General features: G+C 62.5%; 15 protein-coding genes. 8 read left to right on the top strand and 7 right to left on the bottom strand.

Annotation, left to right across the window (positions count from 1 at the left end; all coding sequences use genetic code 11):
* A complete protein-coding gene (locus N805_RS26315) occupies window positions 1-156 on the top strand; it encodes a DUF2474 domain-containing protein (RefSeq protein WP_016489104.1) in 156 nt (51 codons plus the stop codon).
* A gap of 114 nt (window positions 157-270) precedes the next feature.
* On the opposite strand, the gene N805_RS26320 is transcribed toward N805_RS26315, so the two are convergent.
* Together N805_RS26320 and N805_RS26325 are read right to left on the bottom strand one after the other, a co-directional pair.
* Window positions 271-1,395, bottom strand: a complete 1,125-nt coding sequence (locus N805_RS26320; RefSeq protein WP_019472665.1) for a methyltransferase — start codon at window positions 1,393-1,395, stop codon at window positions 271-273.
* A 96-nt stretch (window positions 1,396-1,491) separates the two neighbouring features.
* Entirely contained in the window at window positions 1,492-2,199 is a 708-nt protein-coding gene (locus N805_RS26325) for an autoinducer binding domain-containing protein (RefSeq protein WP_019472666.1), read from the bottom strand.
* A 211-nt stretch (window positions 2,200-2,410) separates the two neighbouring features.
* Here N805_RS26325 and N805_RS26330 point away from each other — a divergent pair, with 211 nt between their 5' ends.
* The gene (locus N805_RS26330; protein WP_026034600.1) at window positions 2,411-3,187 is read left to right on the top strand and encodes a ferredoxin--NADP reductase; all 777 of its coding nucleotides are present in this window, start codon (window positions 2,411-2,413) and stop codon (window positions 3,185-3,187) included.
* Between the two features lie 117 nt (window positions 3,188-3,304).
* Here N805_RS26330 and mscL read toward each other — a convergent pair whose 3' ends face one another.
* Window positions 3,305-3,724, bottom strand: a complete 420-nt coding sequence (gene mscL, locus N805_RS26335) for a large-conductance mechanosensitive channel protein MscL (protein ID WP_019472668.1) — start codon at window positions 3,722-3,724, stop codon at window positions 3,305-3,307.
* Window positions 3,725-3,900: 176 nt separating this feature from the next.
* Here mscL and radA point away from each other — a divergent pair, with 176 nt between their 5' ends.
* On the top strand, window positions 3,901-5,271 hold the full coding sequence (radA, locus tag N805_RS26340) for a DNA repair protein RadA (protein WP_019472669.1): 1,371 nt from the start codon (window positions 3,901-3,903) through the stop codon (window positions 5,269-5,271).
* A 175-nt stretch (window positions 5,272-5,446) separates the two neighbouring features.
* On the opposite strand, the gene N805_RS26345 is transcribed toward radA, so the two are convergent.
* Both N805_RS26345 and N805_RS26350 read right to left on the bottom strand, forming a co-directional pair.
* Window positions 5,447-6,964, bottom strand: coding sequence for a nucleobase:cation symporter-2 family protein (locus tag N805_RS26345; protein WP_019472670.1), 1,518 nt, complete (start codon window positions 6,962-6,964; stop codon window positions 5,447-5,449).
* Between the two features lie 263 nt (window positions 6,965-7,227).
* Complete coding sequence (locus N805_RS26350; protein WP_019472671.1) at window positions 7,228-7,593, bottom strand: PilZ domain-containing protein; 366 nt, start codon at window positions 7,591-7,593, stop codon at window positions 7,228-7,230.
* Between the two features lie 177 nt (window positions 7,594-7,770).
* Here N805_RS26350 and N805_RS26355 point away from each other — a divergent pair, with 177 nt between their 5' ends.
* The 3 genes from N805_RS26355 to yjiA all read left to right on the top strand — a co-directional run bounded on the left by N805_RS26355 (window position 7,771) and on the right by yjiA (window position 11,175).
* Window positions 7,771-9,837, top strand: a complete 2,067-nt coding sequence (locus tag N805_RS26355) for a carbon starvation CstA family protein (RefSeq protein WP_019472672.1) — start codon at window positions 7,771-7,773, stop codon at window positions 9,835-9,837.
* A gap of 17 nt (window positions 9,838-9,854) precedes the next feature.
* The gene (locus N805_RS26360; protein ID WP_003251633.1) at window positions 9,855-10,052 is read left to right on the top strand and encodes a YbdD/YjiX family protein; all 198 of its coding nucleotides are present in this window, start codon (window positions 9,855-9,857) and stop codon (window positions 10,050-10,052) included.
* A gap of 145 nt (window positions 10,053-10,197) precedes the next feature.
* Window positions 10,198-11,175 carry a GTPase gene (gene yjiA, locus N805_RS26365; protein WP_026034601.1) on the top strand — a complete coding sequence of 326 codons (978 nt, stop codon included), beginning with the start codon at window positions 10,198-10,200 and terminating at the stop codon, window positions 11,173-11,175.
* Here the strand turns inward: yjiA and N805_RS26370 are convergent.
* Entirely contained in the window at window positions 11,135-12,622 is a 1,488-nt protein-coding gene (locus N805_RS26370; RefSeq protein ID WP_019472674.1) for a methylenetetrahydrofolate reductase C-terminal domain-containing protein, read from the bottom strand. The two genes, yjiA and N805_RS26370, sit on opposite strands and share 41 nt — an antisense overlap.
* 208 nt (window positions 12,623-12,830) lie before the next feature.
* Here N805_RS26370 and N805_RS26375 point away from each other — a divergent pair, with 208 nt between their 5' ends.
* Window positions 12,831-13,631 carry a 5-methyltetrahydropteroyltriglutamate--homocysteine methyltransferase gene (locus tag N805_RS26375; RefSeq protein ID WP_019472675.1) on the top strand — a complete coding sequence of 267 codons (801 nt, stop codon included), beginning with the start codon at window positions 12,831-12,833 and terminating at the stop codon, window positions 13,629-13,631.
* Between the two features lie 222 nt (window positions 13,632-13,853).
* Window positions 13,854-14,573 (top strand): SDR family NAD(P)-dependent oxidoreductase, encoded by a 720-nt coding sequence (locus N805_RS26380; protein WP_019472676.1) that lies wholly within the window; start codon window positions 13,854-13,856, stop codon window positions 14,571-14,573.
* Window positions 14,574-14,765: 192 nt separating this feature from the next.
* On the opposite strand, the gene N805_RS26385 is transcribed toward N805_RS26380, so the two are convergent.
* A complete protein-coding gene (locus tag N805_RS26385; protein WP_019472677.1) occupies window positions 14,766-15,944 on the bottom strand; it encodes an acetyl-CoA C-acetyltransferase in 1,179 nt (392 codons plus the stop codon).
* Between the last annotated feature and the right edge of the window lie 35 nt (window positions 15,945-15,979).

The raw sequence follows: 15,979 nt of genomic DNA on the forward strand, positions 1-15,979 counted from the left end.
ATGATGACCGGCAAACATGGCCTGGAAGAGAAGAAACCGCTGTGGCAGCGACTGGGTTGGCTGGTGCTGATCTGGGCAATGAGTGTTGCGGCCCTGGGTGTGGCAGCGTGGGTGATGCGGCTGTTCATGGGGGCTGCGGGCCTTACCACCCATTGAGTAAGCCTGCTCCGGCCCTATCGCCGGCAAGCCAGCTCCCACAGGTTAGCTACTGCCCTTGGGCAACGCTGCACCTGTGGGAGCTGGCTTGCCGGCGATAGGGCCGGTACAGGCTTATTTACGGGCTTTGAGGATGACAAACTTGGGCGTCGCCGCCACCTGCTCCACACCCCGGAACAACCGCGCCAGCTTGCTGTGATAGCCCAAGTGGCGGTTACCCACGATATACAACGCCCCACCCACCACCAGCGCTTCGCGCGCCTGCTGGAACATGCGCCAGGCAAGGAAATCGCCCACCACCTGCTGCTGGTGGAACGGCGGGTTGCACAGCACCACATCGAGCGACTGCTTCTCCACCCCGGCCAACCCATCGGCTGCGATGAAGGTCGCCGGGCGTCCGCCCAGCGCGGCTTGCCAGTTTTCCTGCGCCGACTGCACCGCCATGTACGATTCGTCGACCAGCGTGTACTGGGCATCCGGGTTGGCCAGAGCGCTGGCAATTGCCAGCACGCCATTGCCGCAGCCCAGGTCCGCAACCCGTGCGTTGCCCAGGTCGCGTGGCAGATGCGGCAGGAACGCCCGGGTGCCGATATCCAGGCCTTCACGGCAGAACACGTTGGCGTGGTTGACCAGTTCCAGCGCCGGCGCGTCGAGGCGATAGCGGCTAGGGTAGGGCGAGCTTGCGGCCGGCCGTTCGGCCAGCGTTGCGGTCAGCAGGCGGGCTTTTTTCTGCGCCAGCGAAGCCTGCACCGGGCCTATGTACTTTTCCATCAGGTCGCCGGCTGCGTGGGGCAAGTGCTTGATCATTGCCCCGGCAATCACCTGCGCGCCAGGCGCCAGGTGGCCCTGCAGGCGGATCAGCTGTTCTTCAAGCAGGGCCAGGGTCTTGGGCACGCGCACCAGCACCCGGTCGAACGGGCCTTGCCAATGTTCGCTGGCCGGCACGAAGGGCACGCTGTCGAACGGCAAGCCGTTGCGCGCCAGGTTCTTTTCCAGGGCCAGGTGCGCCAGGTGCGAATCGCCGCTGCTGACCACCTGCAGCCGGCCTGCCAGGCTGGCGGCCAAGGCACCGAAGCTGTCATTGAGCACCAGCACCCGGCAGCTGGCGTCGGGTGCCTGTGCATGCAACTGCGCAAGCAGGTACTCGTCGGCGGCATCGAAAGCCTGCAGTGGGTCGTTGGCCTGTTCCGGCTGGCGGATCAGGTCGAGTTCGGCGTAGGGGGTGGTCAACAGGGGCATGGCGTCTGGCTCGGGTATGAAACTGCCCGTTGCGGTTCGCCCCGGGCTTTGCCGGGCAATTCTACAGGGCTTTGCCCAAGGTCGCAGGTTTGAGGGTCAGATCCAGCCACGCAGGGCGGCGATGGCGATGGCGCCGGCCTTGTTGGCGGCGTTGGTCTTGGTAATCACGCTGCGGATATGGAAGTTCACCGTGCTCTGCGACAGTGAGAGGATGCAAGCCACATCGGCTGCGGTCTTGCCGGCGGCCGACCATTTCAGTACTTCCAGTTCTCGCTCGCTCATTTTAGGTTGCGGTGGGCACAGTGCGTTCAGGTGGTGTTCGCCCAGTACTGCATGCAGGGTATGGCACAGCCACTGAACGCTGCCAGCCTTGTCGTAAAGCTCGACGATGTCGATTTTTTCGGCTGGCCTGGCCACGCTGATCTGGCTTTCGTTGTGCTGCAGGTCGTGCAGTGATTGCGTCCAGCCATGGCGCAAGCCGTGCAGGCAGGCCGCTTCGCGAAATTGCGGGGCTTCACGATACAGTTCGTCGGTCCACAGCACCGGCATGGTCGAACTGTGGCTGACGTTGGCGGCCGGGTCCTGCTTGTAGAACTCATCGCGCTGGTAGCGCTCGATCCACTCATCCGGGTAGTTGCTGTAGAGGTACACCCTGGGTGTCTGCGTGGCGATCTGGATGCGCATGTTCAAGCCGAGGTAGTCCATGCCCAGGTCTTGCGCCAGATGTACCGCGATGTCGAACAGCTTCCGTGGGCTGCGTTCGTTGACGAACGCCTGAAGGTGTTCGGGATTCCAGTGAAGCATCTGAAGCTCCTCGGGGTGTCGGATCCAATCCATTTGGGTACCCGGATCATTGTAGGAAAAGTCCTACCATGGCGTTGGGATTTTTTTGTTATAGCGCTCACGGTTTTCTGCAACTTCGGCGCGGTCATCCATGATGAGGCCTTACAAAGCAGTGGTTTTTATCCGGGGCACTTTGCGCGACACTGTGCGCACGTCAAACCTGGAGCCCGATATGACCGCTAGCGCCGAAAAGTTCACCCGCCAGACCCTGCTCGATGTTCAGCCACTCACGCCGAACCTCTTCAGCCTGCGGGTTACGCGCGATGCGGGGTTCCGCTTCCGTTCCGGCCAGTTCGCCCGCCTTGGCGTGACCAAGGCCGATGGCAGCGTGGTGTGGCGCGCCTATTCCATGGTCAGCGCACCCCATGACGAACACCTCGACTTCTTTTCCATCGTGGTGCCAGGGGGGGAGTTCACCAGTGAGCTGAGCCGGCTGGGGGCGGGTGATACCTTGCTGATTGACCGCCAGGCCTTCGGTTTCCTTACCCTTGACCGCTTCGTCGGTGGGCGCGACCTGTGGCTGCTGGCAACCGGCACCGGTATTGCGCCATTCATGTCGATCCTGCAGGACTTCGAGGCTTGGGAGCGTTTTGACAGCATCAAGCTGGTGTATTCGGTGCGTGAAGCGAAAGAGCTGGCCTACGTGGATGAAATTGCCGGGCTGGAACAGCGTGATTACCTGGCCGAGTACGCGGGCAAGTTGCAGTTCATTCCGGTGGTGACCCGTGAGCAGCACCCGGGGGCACTGAATGAGCGCATTACCACGCTGATCGAGAATGGTGAGCTGGAGAAGGCAGCAGGGCTGGAGCTGTCGCCGGAGCATTCGCGGGTGATGCTGTGCGGTAACCCGGAGATGATCGACGAAACGCGCAAGGTGCTGAAGGCGCGTGACCTGCAACTGAGCCTGAGCAAGCGGCCGGGGCAGGTGGCTGTGGAAAACTACTGGTAATGCTATTGGGGCCGCTTTGCGGCCCATCGCCACACAAGGCCGCTCCTACAAGAGAATGCGATTCCCAGTAGGAGCGGCTTTGCGTCGCGAAAGGGGCGCATAGCGCCCCCAGCAACCTCAAGGCAGCCGATTCTGGTTCTGCGTCTTGAGCAAATCGCGAATCTCGGTCAGCAGGGTCTCTTCAGCCGAAGGCACAGGCGGCACAGTTGGCGCCACGGCTTCTTCACGCTTGAGCCTGTTGATCGCCTTCACGCCCATGAAGATGGCAAAGGCAACGATCAGGAAGTCGATCACGGTCTGGATGAACTTGCCATAGGCCAGCACCACTGCCGGGATGTCACCTTCGCCAGCCTTCAGGGTAATGGCCAGGTCGCTGAAGTCCACCCCCCCGATCAACAGGCCCAGTGGCGGCATGACCACGTCTCCGACGAAGGACGAGACGATCTTGCCGAAGGCCGCGCCGATGATGATACCGACCGCCATGTCGACGACATTGCCTTTGACCGCGAAGGCCTTGAACTCACTGATCATGCCCATGGTTGGTTCCTTGTAACAAAAGGTAAGGTTAACGCAGTGTAAGCCACTTAAACGCTTCATGCGTCGTGTTCAGGGTTAGTGACTGCGGTTAGAACGAATAGTTTTGTCGCATCCCGAGGCGTTCGAGACACGTCCTGCTCGGCTATCATGGCGGTTTTTTCCAGGAGACCTCACCCATGGCCAAGGCCAAGCGCTTGTATGGCTGCACCGAGTGTGGCGCGACCTTTCCCAAATGGGCCGGCCAGTGCGGCGAATGCGGGGCCTGGAACACGCTGGTCGAAACCATGATCGAGAGCGGCGGTGCCGCTGCGCCCAGTAGCGGCCGCGCCGGCTGGACCGGGCAGCAAGCGCAGATCAAGACCCTGGCCGAAGTCAGTGTCGAGGAAATCCCGCGCTTTACCACCAGCAGCACCGAACTGGACCGTGTGTTGGGCGGCGGCCTGGTGGATGGCTCGGTGGTGCTGATTGGTGGCGACCCTGGCATCGGCAAGTCGACCATCCTGCTGCAGACCTTGTGCAACATCGCCGTGGGCATGCCGGCGCTGTATGTCACCGGGGAGGAGTCGCAGCAGCAGGTGGCCATGCGCTCGCGGCGCCTGGGCTTGCCCCAGGACCAGCTGAAGGTGATGACCGAGACCTGCATCGAAACCATCATTGCCACGGCGCGGGTCGAGAAACCGCGGGTAATGGTGATCGACTCGATCCAGACCATCTTCACCGAGCAGTTGCAGTCGGCACCTGGCGGCGTGGCCCAGGTGCGCGAGAGCACGGCGCTGCTGGTGCGTTACGCCAAGCAGAGCGGCACGGCGATCTTCCTGGTCGGCCACGTGACCAAGGAGGGTTCGCTGGCCGGGCCACGGGTACTGGAGCACATGGTCGATACCGTGCTGTATTTCGAAGGTGAGTCCGACGGCCGCCTGCGGCTGTTGCGGGCGGTGAAGAACCGCTTTGGCGCGGTCAATGAACTGGGCGTGTTCGGCATGACCGACCGGGGCCTGAAAGAGGTATCCAACCCGTCGGCGATCTTCCTTAACCGCACCCAGGAAGAAGTGCCGGGCAGTGTGGTGATGGCCACCTGGGAGGGCACCCGGCCAATGCTGGTCGAGGTACAAGCACTGGTCGACGACAGCCACCTGGCCAACCCGCGCCGGGTAACCCTGGGCCTGGACCAGAACCGCTTGGCCATGTTGCTGGCGGTGCTGCACCGCCACGGCGGTATTCCTACCCACGATCAGGACGTGTTCCTCAACGTGGTGGGCGGGGTCAAGGTGCTGGAAACGGCTTCGGACCTGGCGTTGCTGGCGGCAGTGATGTCCAGCTTGCGTAACCGGCCACTGGCCCATGGGCTGCTGGTGTTTGGCGAGATCGGCCTGTCGGGCGAGGTGCGGCCCGTGCCTAGCGGGCAGGAGCGTTTGAAGGAGGCGGCCAAGCATGGCTTCAAGCGCGCCATCGTGCCCAAGGGCAATGCGCCGAAAGAGTCGCCGGCGGGGCTGCAGGTTATTGCCGTCACCCGCCTGGAACAGGCCCTGGATGCATTGTTCGAGTGATTCGTAGCCTGTACTGGCCCTTTCGCGGGCTTGCCCGCTCCCACAGGTTCAACGCCACATTCAGCGTTGGCGCTGTACCTGTGGGAGCGGGCAAGCCCGCGAAAGGGCCAGTACAGGCAAACGAAAAAGGGGCCGACGATGCGCGTCGGCCCCCCTCTCACCGCTCAGTCAGCGGTCAATGCTCGGCAACTGCCGCACGCCTGACCGTCTGGTTGCCATGCTCGTCCAGCTCCAGCAACGGCACTTCGTTCCCTTCGGCATCGAACAGCTTGCCATCCTTGAAGTAGTCGCCATCACGCAGCGCGGAAATGTCGGAGTACTGGATGGTGCGCTCGTAAGCTGCGGCGAACACGGACTGGTTTTCCGAGTTGCCGGTGGTGAAGTGGTTGAAGATCAGGTTCAGCAGGATGGCCATGATCGCCGCCGAACTGATGCCCGAGTGGAAGATGGTCTCGAACCAGTTGGGGAAGTGGTGGTAGAAGTTAGGCGCGGCGATCGGGATCATGCCGAAGCCCAGCGAAGCCGCGACGATGATCAGGTTGACGTTGTTCTTGTAGCTGACCTTGGACAGGGTGCGGATACCACTGGCCGCCACCGTGCCGAACAACACGATGCCCGCGCCGCCCAGTACCGGGGTTGGTACTGCGGCAATCACCCGGCCCATGACCGGCAGCAGGCCGAGCACCACCAGGATCACACCGCCCGTGGCCACCACGTAACGGCTCTTGACCCCGGTCACGGCCACCAGGCCGACGTTCTGGGCGAACGCGCTCTGGGTGAACGAGCCGAAGATCGGCGCCAGGATGCTCGATGCCATGTCGGCGCGCAGGCCGTTGCCCAGGCGCTTGGAATCGACCTTGGTATCGATGATCTCACCCACGGCAAGGATGTCGGCCGAGGTTTCAACCAGAGTTACCATGATCACGATGCACATCGACAGGATTGCGGCGATGTGAAATTCCGGCATGCCGAAGTGGAACGGCGTGGGGAAGGCGAACATCGGGCCTTCGGTGACCTTGCTGAAGTCGGTCATCCCCAGCGCCCAGGCAATCAGCGTGCCGAGCACCATGGCCAGCAGGATCGACAAGCGCGAGATGGTTGCGCTGCCCAGCTTGCTCAGCAGCAGCACGATGGCGAAGGTCAGCCCCGCCAGGCCGATGTTGGCCACGCTGCCGAACTCCGGCGAGGCGCTGTTGCCACCCATCACCCAACGGGCGGCCACCGGCATCAGGGTCAGGCCGATGGTGGTGATGACGATACCGGTCACCAGCGGCGGGAAGAACTTGGTGATGCGCGAGAACACCGGGGTGATCAGAAAACCGATCAGCGATGCTGCCATGACCGCGCCGAGCACGCCGGGCAGGCCACCGCCGCCCTCGCTGCTGAGGATTGCACCCATGGTCGCCACACCGGCGAACGACACGCCCTGCACCAGCGGCAACTGGCAGCCGAAAAACGGCAGGCCGAGGGTTTGCAGCAGGGTGGCCAGGCCACCGGCAAACAGCGAGGCGGCAATCAGCATGCCGATTTCGGCGCCGTTGAGGCCTGCGGCCTGCCCCAGGATCAGGGGTACCGCGACGATCCCTCCATACATGGTCAACACATGCTGCAGACCGTAAGCCAGGTTGGCACCAAGGCCGAGGTTTTCATCCTCGGGGCGCTTGGCGGGAGACGTGCTAGGGGACGTAGTCATGGAGCAGGCTCTCTGTTTATTTTTGTGTCGCTACTGTAGACAGTTCCTGCAAATGATTACCACAAGAATTGTATACAATATTTTGATCGGAGCGCGCACAGTGGCGGTCGCCGGATGTGCGAAAACCCAATGCAGAAGGCGTACCAACTCGGCAAAAGCTGTATTAGAGGGGTGTGTACAAAGCGTTGCTACCCAGGCCTAAAGCTGTCTGGGTAGACAGGAAACACAACGTGGGGAGGCTATTAGCTAGCTAAGAGATTTCATTATTCGATGAGTTCGCGCAGCTCACGCATCATTTCGGTGCTGTCGGCCACGTTCAATTCCACAAGACGGTGCAAATGGCTCATCGAATGGATGTCGATGTACAGGCAGATGAAGCCCAGTCGATCCGGTTCTTCGTGACGCAGTTCGACCTGCATCTGCACTTCGGTCACTTCGTCGTTGAGCAGGATGTAGGCTTCGAAATCCTGGCTCAGGTCGGGATCCCAGGGTTTAGGGCGTTCGACCAGCAGGCCTTTGAGGGACAGGTCGAGCAGTTTCACCTCCCAGCAACGTGCGCCCTGGCACAGCCTGGTCGGGGCATCGAACTGGATACGCTGGAAACGGCGGCGTTCGTCGTGATCGCTCATGGCATGGATCCTCGTTTACGTCCTAAAGTGACATCCTGACTATAGTTAGAATGTTATGTGCATCAGGTACCGCAATCTGGCTGCAGAGGCTCTAGACCAAAGCAAGTGTGGCAATGCGCGATGACTCGCCCTAGACTCGGTGGGCGGTCTTTCCAATCCACCAGCTGGAAGCTAACCATGAACAACAATAATAGCCTGCTACGCCACATTCCGTGGCTGGCGCTGGCAGTCATAGGGGCCTGTGCGCTGGGTGTGGTTGCCCTGCGTCGGGGTGAGGCAATCAACGCCTTGTGGATCGTGGTCGCGGCAGTGGCCATCTACCTGGTTGCCTACCGGTACTACAGCCTGTTCATCGCCACCAAGGTGATGCAACTGGACCCGCGCCGTGCTACCCCGGCGGTGCTCAACAACGACGGCCTGGACTACGTCCCGACCAACAAACACATCCTCTTCGGTCACCACTTCGCTGCCATCGCTGGCGCAGGCCCCTTGGTCGGCCCGGTGCTCGCCGCGCAAATGGGCTACTTGCCCGGCACGCTGTGGCTGATCGCCGGCGTGGTGCTGGCCGGTGCGGTACAAGACTTCATGGTCCTGTTCCTGTCTACCCGCCGCAACGGCCGCTCGCTGGGCGACATGGTGCGCGAGGAGATGGGCCGCATTCCGGGCACCATCGCCCTGTTCGGCTGCTTCCTGATCATGATCATCATCCTTGCGGTGCTGGCGCTGATCGTGGTCAAGGCCCTGGCCGAGAGCCCGTGGGGCATGTTCACGGTAATGGCGACCATCCCGATCGCGATGTTCATGGGCATCTACATGCGCTACATCCGCCCGGGCCGCATTGGCGAGATCTCGATTGTTGGCGTGGTATTGCTGCTGGCCTCGATCTGGCTGGGCGGCGTCATCGCTGCGGATCCGGTCTGGGGCCCGGCGTTCACCTTCACCGGCGTGCAGATTACCTGGATGCTGGTGGGCTACGGCTTCGTCGCCGCCGTGCTGCCGGTGTGGCTGGTGCTGGCGCCGCGTGACTACCTGTCGACCTTCCTCAAGATCGGCACCATCGTTGGCCTGGCCATCGGTATCCTGATCATCGCGCCCGAGCTGAAAATGCCGGCGCTGACCCAGTTCACAGACGGCACCGGGCCGGTGTGGAAGGGCACCCTGTTCCCGTTCCTGTTCATCACCATTGCCTGTGGTGCGGTGTCCGGCTTCCATGCGCTGATCTCTTCGGGGACCACGCCCAAGCTGCTGGACAACGAAACCAACGCCCGCTACATCGGCTACGGCGGCATGCTGATGGAGTCGTTCGTTGCCATCATGGCCATGGTCGCTGCTTCGGTGATCGAGCCGGGCGTGTACTTCGCCATGAACAGCCCGGCCGCCGTGGTGGGTGCAGACGTTGCGTCGGTGGCGCAGACGGTCAGCAGCTGGGGCTTCCTGATTACCCCCGAGCAGCTTGAAGCCGTGGCCCGTGACATTGGCGAGCACACCATCCTGGCCCGTGCCGGCGGTGCGCCAACCCTGGCGGTGGGTATCGCGCAGATCCTGCACCAGGTGTTGCCAGGTGAAAACACCATGGCCTTCTGGTACCACTTCGCGATCCTGTTCGAGGCGCTGTTCATCCTCACTGCGGTGGACGCCGGTACCCGTGCCGGGCGCTTCATGCTGCAGGACCTGCTGGGCAGCTTCGTGCCGGCGCTCAAACGCACCGAATCGTGGGGTGCCAACCTGCTCGCCACCGCTGGCTGCGTGGCAATGTGGGGTTATCTGCTGTACCAGGGCGTGATCGACCCGCTGGGTGGCATCAACACCTTGTGGCCGCTGTTTGGCATCTCCAACCAGATGCTGGCCGGTATCGCCTTGATGCTCGGTACTGTGGTGCTGATCAAGATGAAGCGTCAGCGCTACATCTGGGTCACCCTGGTGCCTGCCGTGTGGCTGCTGATCTGCACCACTGCTGCAGGCCTGATCAAGCTGTTCGACCCGAACCCGGCCGTTGGCTTCCTGGCCCTGGCCAAGAAGTACAGCACTGCGCTGGACGCCGGCCAGGTACTGGCCCCGGCCAAGGACATCGGGCAGATGCAGCACGTGATCTTCAACGCCTACACCAACGCGGGCCTGACGATTCTGTTCCTGCTGGTGGTCTTCAGCATCCTGTTCTTCGCCATCAAGGTCGGCTACGCCGCCTGGGGCCGCAAGGAGCGCAGCGACAAGGAAACCCCGTTCCAGGCCTTGCCTGACGCATAATCGAGAGGACTGCAATAATGTTCAACGACTTGGGTCGACTGGGGAAATACCTGGGGCAGGCAGCCCGCCTGATGGTCGGCATGCCCGACTACGACAACTATGTCGAACACATGCAGAAGACGCACCCGGACAAGCCGGTGATGAGCTACGAGGCGTTCTTCCGCGAACGCCAGGAAGCCCGTTACGGTGGCAAGTCCGGGCCCAAGTGCTGTTGAACCCTAAGCGTTGACCTGTCCGGCCTCATCGCCGGCAAGCCAGCTCCCACAGGTACTGCATAGGCCACAAAGTCTGTGCAGTTCCTGTGGGAGCTGGCTTGCCGGCGATGGGGCCACTGTTTTTTCCGCACAGGAGATGTTCTGCGTGCAGACGCCTATTCCCGTAACCGTACTCACAGGCTTCCTCGGTGCTGGCAAGACCACCTTGCTCAAGCACATGCTCAAGGCCGAGCACGGCCTGAAGATTGCCGTGATCGAAAACGAATTCAGCGAGGCCGGCATCGACAGCCAGCTGCTGGGCGACGAGCCGGTGCAGGTGATGACCCTGGCCAATGGCTGCGTGTGCTGCAGCATCCATGGTGACCTCACACGCGCCTTGTACCTGCTGCTCGAACGCCTGGACGCAGGCGAGATCGCCTTCGAGCGCCTGGTCATCGAATGCACCGGCCTGGCCGACCCGGCGCCGGTGGCTCAAACCTTTTTCATCGACGAGGAACTGCGTGAGCGCTACATCCTCGACGGCATCATCACCCTGGTCGATGCTGTTCATGCCGAACTGCACCTGACCCAGACCATCGCCCAGGCCCAGGTCGGCTTTGCCGATCGCCTGCTGCTGAGCAAGACCGACCTGGTCGAGCCGGCTGCGGTGCAGGCCCTGCGCGAGCGCCTGGAGCGCATCAATGGCCGGGCTGCAATCCGTGTGGTCGAGCACGGCCGTATCGACCTGGCGGAGCTACTGGATGTGCGTGGTTTCAATCTCAACCCCGACCTGGGCGCGAACCTGAAACCGATGCTTCGCCCGGTGCTCAAGCCCGCCACCCCCGACCGTATCTCCACCATGGTGCTGCGCACGGAAACCGCGCTGGACATCGACCGCCTCAGCGGCTTCATGAACGAGTTGCTGGAAACCCACGGCAAACAGCTGCTGCGCTACAAGGGCGTGCTGAACATTGCCGGTGAAGACCGCAAGCTGGTGTTCCAGGGCGTGCTCAAGCTTTACGGTTTCGACTGGGACGCAGAATGGGCCGAGGGTGAAGCCCGCGAGAGCGTAATGGTGTTCATCGCCGATGACCTGCCCGAGGCTACGATTCGGGCTGGCTTCGAGGCGCTGGCTGCGGGCTGAGCCGCCGCGGCGTTGCGGCCTGGAACCACAGCGGCCACGAGCTGCGGTGGCGGGTTTCGACATCGATGCACGGGATCAGGCGCTCGTTAAGCACAGCGGTTTGCCGCACTGCCTTGGCGGTGCGGTACTTGACGCTGTGGATGCACTCGCGGTCGCCGAATTCGCAGCGGTTCAGCGCGGTACCACCGCAGGGGCCGTTGGCCAGGCCTTTGGGGCAGGTTTCCGGGCAGACGTACAATGTGTCTTCCAGCCGGCAACGGCCGCACGTATCGCAACCCACTAGTGGTCGTTTCACCGCACGTTCCACTGTATGCAGCACCTGGGCACCAACGCGCGTAGCCCACAGCGGCCGGCGTACCGCCCAGCCAAATGCCTTGCTCAGCCCATTGCGGCGGCTGAACAGGAGCGAATGCATGCCGTGCAGCAGGTGATAGCGTGCTTTTTCTTTGAAGGAAGCATCGACCCGTAATTCGCCCTGGCGCCAGGCCGCTTGTGGCGGGTGGAAGATCACTGCCGGCAGGCCGGGCATCTGCCAACTGGCCTGCCAGGCGGGCGCCCACTGCTCCAGCGTGTGGATCTGGGTTTGCCAGTGCTCGATACGGGCTTCCAGGGCCAGCAGCTGTTTGATTTCGTGAACCCCCGACAGGTGCACACCGGCGTAACCCATCAGTTTTACACCGATGATCTGCAAGGCCAGGCGGTCGACGCTGCGCGCTTGGGCAAAGGCCTTGGACTGCGCGGTCTCCGCTTCGAGCATGTCACGCATGGACGGCGTTACGGTAACGCCGGCCACATGGTCAAGCATTGCCGCGCGCCCGTGGGTGAGGCTCATGAGGCAGGCCAGCATGGGCTTGGGTGTGGGCTGGCGGCCCATCCAGTGCATGGCCTCCTGATGCTTGGCGGCATCGAAACCCAGTTGCAGGGTGAGGAAGTCGGCGCCTGCTGTCAGCTTTTTCTCGGCCTTGAAATACTGGGCGCCGCCTTCTTCCTCACAGTACTTGAAAGGGTTCAATGCAGCGCCCAGCAGCCAGTGCGGGCAAGCCTGGCGGGCGATCTGCAGGGCAGCGACCGATTCCAGGTAGCGCACCGGGCGCTGGCCGGGCTCGTGGCCGGGCAGACGGTCGCCGGTCAGCAGCAACAGCTGGTCGAGGCCCGCGGCGTCCATGCGCTGCAGTTGGCCGAGCAGGTGGTGACGCTCGCGGTCCTTGCCGGAAAAATGCGGCAGGGCAGGCACCGGGTTGCTGAACGAGGCGAGGGCGTCCAGCGGCGACATGTCCAGCGGGCTGCCGACGCGATCGCCGATGGCCACGGTCATCGGCCAGCCGCACAGGTGCGCACGGGCCATGATCGCTTGCATGGCGGCGAAGCGTTCTGCGGAAGGTTTGGGGACGAACTCCATGACGCAGACGAAGTTCTGTTCGCGCAGTGCGGTTTTCAGCAGGCTCATGTTGCCGGGCACCTGGTGTGGTCAGGGTGGCATTGTGCGGCAGAAGGCGGGCGGGGTCATGTCCGGATGCGCAGGGTGGTGCTCTGAATGAGACATCACCATGATCATGAAAAAATCTTGGGTTCATCTCAAATTTAATGAGTTTGTCTCAAACCGGTGTCAACCGGACAATCCCCTCATTCATTTATGCATGCTGAAGGGACAAGACATGGCACTGGCACACAACCTGGGCTTTCCACGCATCGGCCGCGACCATGAGCTGCGCGCCCGCCACTGGCAGGTACAGAAAGACGCCGGTATCGAACTGCTGCCCGTTGGCGACTTTGCCTGGTTTGACCAACCGCTCGACCTGAGCTGGGCGCAACTATTCGACGAAGTGGCGCAAGCCACGGCCTTGGGCCATGCGGTCAAGCCAGTGGTGATCGGCCCATTGACCTACCTGTGGCAGGGCGAAACCAACGGCAGCGTCGACAAGCTGGAGCGCCTCGACGGCCTGCTGCCGCTGTATGACCAGCATCTCAACCGCCTGGCTGCCCAGGGTGTCGAGTGGGTGCAGATCGATGAGCCGGCCCTCGCCGAAGACCTGCCGCAGGACTGGAAAAACGCTTACGAGCGCGTCTATAACATCCTTCAGCGCGCGCCGTTGAAGAAGCTGATTGCCACCTACTCGGGTGGCCTTGGCGGCAACCTCGGCCTGGCTGCGAACCTGCCGGTCGATGGCCTGCACATCGATCTGGTGCAGGCGCCCGACCAGTACGTGACCATTCTCGACCGCCTGCCGGCCTACAAAGTGCTGTCGCTGGGCCTGGTCGACGGCGTCAACGCCGCGCCTTGCAACCTGGGCCACACCCTGGACCTGCTGCACGATGCCCATGAGCGCTTGGGAGAGCGGCTGTGGCTGGCGCCATCCTGCTCGTTGACGCGCAGCCCGGTGGAAGTGGCCGTGCAGAAGTGCCATGAAGTGGCGGTGCTGGCTGCTGCGCTGGAACAGAACCGGGCTGCGGCTTGATTATCGGCAGCCTGTGTCGGCCTCTTCGCGGGTGAACCCGCTCCCACAGGTACAGTGCAAGCCTTGAAAATTCATGTGGTCCCTGGCCCTCACAGGTACAGCATAAACCTTGAAACTTGTGCGGTCCCTGTGGGGGCGGGTTTATCCGCGAATAGGCCGGCACAGGCACTGCAAAACTCCCTAGAATGCCGACTCTGGTTCAAATCGACAGGGAGTGATGCGATGCGAGTTCTGGTAGTCGGCGCCAGCAAGGGCCTGGGCATGGCGTTCATGCAAGGGCTGGGCAAACCGGGCGACACGTTGATCGGGGTGTCGCGCACCCGGCCAGCGGCGGTAGACGTGGGCAAGGATATCCAGGCCCAGTGGATCGAAGCCGATCTCGGCCAGCCGGCCGCCGCCGTAGAGACAATTTTCCGGGCCCTGGCCGAGGGTGGTGTGGATACGCTGATCTATAACCTCGGCCTGTGGGAGGCCGAAGCCTTCGAGTCCCACTACAGCTTCCTTGATGACCATGATGTGCAGCTGCAGCGCATGGTCGACTGCAACATTACCGCGACCATCCTGCTGATCAAGCGCCTGCTGCCGTTGCTGCTCAAAAGCGAAAAACCACGGATCATTCTCACCGGTTCAACCTCGGGCCTGCCCCAGAGTGGGCGCCCGGAAGTAACCTTCGCCGCCTCGAAATTCGCCCTGCGCGGCATCGCCGAAGCGTTGCGCGAAGGCTATCGGGAACAGGGCCTTGGGGTGACGTGCCTGAACCTGGGGTACCTGAATACCGAAGACAACCTGGACGTGCCGTTGGCCGAGGCTGCGACGCGTGGGGAAGGGGGGTTGATACCGCTGCACGATGTGGTGCTTATGGTGCGCACGCTACTGGATCTGTCGGCGGCCAGTTATGTTCGGGAACTGACTTTGCCGGCTATTGCTGATGAGCGGTTCTAACGCCTGAGATTGTTGTGTAAGCAGGCCCGGCCTCTTCGCGGGTGAACCCGCTCCCACAGGTACAATGCAAGCCTTGAAAATTCATGTGGTCCTTGGCCCCCACAGGTACCGCATAAACCTTGAAACTTGTGCGGTCCCTGTGGGAGCGGGTTCACCCGCGAATAGGCCGGGCCTGCTGAAATCATTCGGTGATCAGCGCTCGATCGCCAGCGCCACCCCTTGCCCACCTCCAATGCACAAGGTAGCCAGCCCTTTCTTGGCGTCCCGCTTGATCATCTCGTGCAGCAAGGTCACCAGCACCCGGCACCCGGAAGCGCCAATCGGGTGGCCGAGGGCAATCGCCCCGCCATTCACGTTGACCCGCGCAGCATCCCATTCCAGCACCTTGCCCACTGCCAGCGCCTGTGCGGCAAAGGCTTCGTTGGCTTCGATCAGGTCCAGTTCGGCCAGTTGCCAACCGGCCTTGTCCAGGCAACGCTGAGTCGCTGAAACCGGGCCGATACCCATGATTGCCGGGTCTACCCCGGCACTGGCATAGGCGGCGATCTTCGCCAGCACTGGCAGGCCCAGGGCTTTGGCCTTGGCGGCACTCATCAGCAGCACAGCGGCGGCGCCGTCATTCAGGCTGGAGGCGTTGCCAGCGGTAACGCTGCCGTCCTTCTTGAAGGCAGGGCGCAGTTTGGCCAGGGAGTCAGCGGTGGTGTCCGGGCGTGGCTGCTCGTCCTGGGCGAACACTTTGGGCTCACCCTTTTTCTGTGGCAGCAGGATCGGGGTGATTTCATCAACGAAGCGCCCGGCCTCGATGGCCGCCACAGCCTTGCGCTGCGATTCGGCGGCAAAGGCGTCCTGCTGCTCACGGCTGAGGCCGTACTTATCCACAAGGTTCTCGGCGGTGATGCCCATGTGATAGTCGTTGAAGGCATCCCACAGGCCATCGGTGATCATGCTGTCGATCAGCTGGCCATGGCCCATGCGCTGCCCAGTGCGGGCCGAAGGCATCACGTAGGGGGCCAGGCTCATGTTCTCCTGGCCACCGGCAATCACCACCTCGGCATCACCGCAACGAATGGCCTGGGCGGCCAGGTGCAAGGCCTTGAGGCCCGAGCCGCAGACTTTGTTCAGGGTCAGCGCCGGTACGCTGTAGGGCAAGCCGGCCTTGATCGCGGCCTGGCGTGCCGGGTTCTGTCCGGCGCCGGCGGTGAGTACCTGGCCGAGGATCACTTCGTCGACCTGCGCCGGGTCCAGCCCGGTCTGCTCCAGCAGGCGTTTGATCACGGCGGCACCGAGGTCGACCGCGGGTACCGTGGCCAGGGCGCCCTGGAAGCTGCCGATGGCGGTACGGGTAGCGGCGACGATGACCACGTCGTTCATGTTGTTGTTCTCCGTGCGATGGGCGTAATGCCTCA

It is taken from the genome of Pseudomonas putida S13.1.2, from assembly GCF_000498395.2.
GTDB lineage: Bacteria > Pseudomonadota > Gammaproteobacteria > Pseudomonadales > Pseudomonadaceae > Aquipseudomonas > Aquipseudomonas putida_Q.

Bases quoted from the DNA above. Each gene is read 5' to 3' on its own strand.
- N805_RS26385 (WP_019472677.1), bottom strand. From the start codon at position 15,944: ATGAACGACGTGGTCATCGTCGCCGCTACCCGTACCGCCATCGGCAGC.
- N805_RS26375 (WP_019472675.1), top strand. From the start codon at position 12,831: ATGGCACTGGCACACAACCTGGGCTTTCCACGCATCGGCCGCGACCAT.
- N805_RS26325 (WP_019472666.1), bottom strand. From the start codon at position 2,199: ATGCTTCACTGGAATCCCGAACACCTTCAGGCGTTCGTCAACGAACGC.
- N805_RS26330 (WP_026034600.1), top strand. From the start codon at position 2,411: ATGACCGCTAGCGCCGAAAAGTTCACCCGCCAGACCCTGCTCGATGTT.
- N805_RS26345 (WP_019472670.1), bottom strand. From the start codon at position 6,964: ATGACTACGTCCCCTAGCACGTCTCCCGCCAAGCGCCCCGAGGATGAA.
- N805_RS26360 (WP_003251633.1), top strand. From the start codon at position 9,855: ATGTTCAACGACTTGGGTCGACTGGGGAAATACCTGGGGCAGGCAGCC.
- mscL (WP_019472668.1), bottom strand. From the start codon at position 3,724: ATGGGCATGATCAGTGAGTTCAAGGCCTTCGCGGTCAAAGGCAATGTC.
- N805_RS26350 (WP_019472671.1), bottom strand. From the start codon at position 7,593: ATGAGCGATCACGACGAACGCCGCCGTTTCCAGCGTATCCAGTTCGAT.
- N805_RS26315 (WP_016489104.1), top strand. From the start codon at position 1: ATGATGACCGGCAAACATGGCCTGGAAGAGAAGAAACCGCTGTGGCAG.
- N805_RS26370 (WP_019472674.1), bottom strand. From the start codon at position 12,622: ATGAGCCTGCTGAAAACCGCACTGCGCGAACAGAACTTCGTCTGCGTC.
- radA (WP_019472669.1), top strand. From the start codon at position 3,901: ATGGCCAAGGCCAAGCGCTTGTATGGCTGCACCGAGTGTGGCGCGACC.
- N805_RS26380 (WP_019472676.1), top strand. From the start codon at position 13,854: ATGCGAGTTCTGGTAGTCGGCGCCAGCAAGGGCCTGGGCATGGCGTTC.
- N805_RS26320 (WP_019472665.1), bottom strand. From the start codon at position 1,395: ATGCCCCTGTTGACCACCCCCTACGCCGAACTCGACCTGATCCGCCAG.
- N805_RS26355 (WP_019472672.1), top strand. From the start codon at position 7,771: ATGAACAACAATAATAGCCTGCTACGCCACATTCCGTGGCTGGCGCTG.